Origin of the sequence: Vibrio sp. 10N.222.49.C9 (assembly GCF_041474985.1) — a bacterium.
In the GTDB taxonomy this organism is placed as follows: Bacteria; Pseudomonadota; Gammaproteobacteria; order Enterobacterales; family Vibrionaceae; genus Vibrio; species Vibrio crassostreae_C.
The window spans coordinates 1-339 of the sequence record NZ_JBFRVD010001566.1 but is presented as its reverse complement, the minus strand read 5'-3'; the positions used below and the strand labels follow the sequence as shown (position 1 = coordinate 339).

General features: G+C 48.1%; 1 protein-coding gene. It reads right to left on the bottom strand.

From position 1 onward, the window contains the following. A partial coding sequence (locus tag AB4585_RS29290) for a hydrogenase subunit MbhD domain-containing protein (RefSeq protein ID WP_372172334.1) occupies positions 1 to 339 on the bottom strand: 339 nt, incomplete at both ends.

Sequence of the window (339 nt, the reverse complement as noted above, 5' to 3'; positions counted from 1 at the left end):
GTGCAGTGCCTTGCGACGATGACTGTGTTTCTTTACCGAACCTATGGTTGGCATATGCTTGATCAGCAAGACCACAAATATCACGATGAGGGTTTCGACTAATAGTAAGGTTTTGGCCACATCTGGCGCGCTATACAGCATAAACACCAGCGTCGTCATAAAGCCGACAATGCCCAAGGCTGCCACAGAGAGCAGCCTTGAGGTTGATATTGCGCATAGCAATGCCGACACCACTAACGCAATGGCTAATGCAAACTCGTAGTATCTAACTTGTAGTAAGCCAGTCTTAATGCCCTGCACCATAGGTAACGGGTCAACGACGAGAAGTAGCGCCAATAT